Genomic DNA, 477 nt, shown 5'->3' with positions numbered 1-477 from the left:
CTGGACCGGGAGGTTCATAAAATGGAAGACCGACAGTATGGACAGTGATTTTGTATCCGCAGACAGACTGATGCGTGTGCTCAGTAACGGGGAGTTTGAACCGTATCTCCAGCCGGTGGTTTCTGCATCCGACCTTGTATCTTGAACTGGTAGCTGATTAGCTATCAGCTACATGAAACGGGAGAAGCTTGTATCCGACCTGAAGACATCGATCTTTCGACGTAGCTTAAGCCTCCCGTTTCACCTTTCACGTCACTCAAAATCCGAACGGTAACCAGAAGCTCTGACTTCGTATGTACAAGGCTGGAATGACGTGTTGGCTCAGGTGAAAGGAGATTTTCGATGTGTACTTTCGGTATTGATGTCAGTAAAAATAAAATCGATGTCTGTCTGCTTACTGGTAAGCGGCTCGCCAGAACCGTATTGATATTTACTGAGAGCTCAGATCAACTTTCCAGGGCAACAGATCGCGTACCC

The 477-nt window shown here is 47.2% G+C and carries 1 pseudogene; it reads left to right on the top strand.

Annotated elements, in window-relative coordinates:
* Nucleotides 1-37 precede the first annotated feature (37 nt).
* Nucleotides 38-133 (top strand): annotated as a pseudogene (locus BEA93_RS26440) (EAL domain-containing protein); the annotation flags it as partial.
* Nucleotides 134-477 lie beyond the last annotated feature (344 nt).

The sequence above is a fragment of the Escherichia sp. MOD1-EC5950 genome (assembly GCF_002965345.1).
Lineage (GTDB): Bacteria > Pseudomonadota > Gammaproteobacteria > Enterobacterales > Enterobacteriaceae > Escherichia > Escherichia marmotae.
Note: the sequence above shows the minus strand (reverse complement) of the source record. Positions and strands in the feature narration are given on the sequence as shown.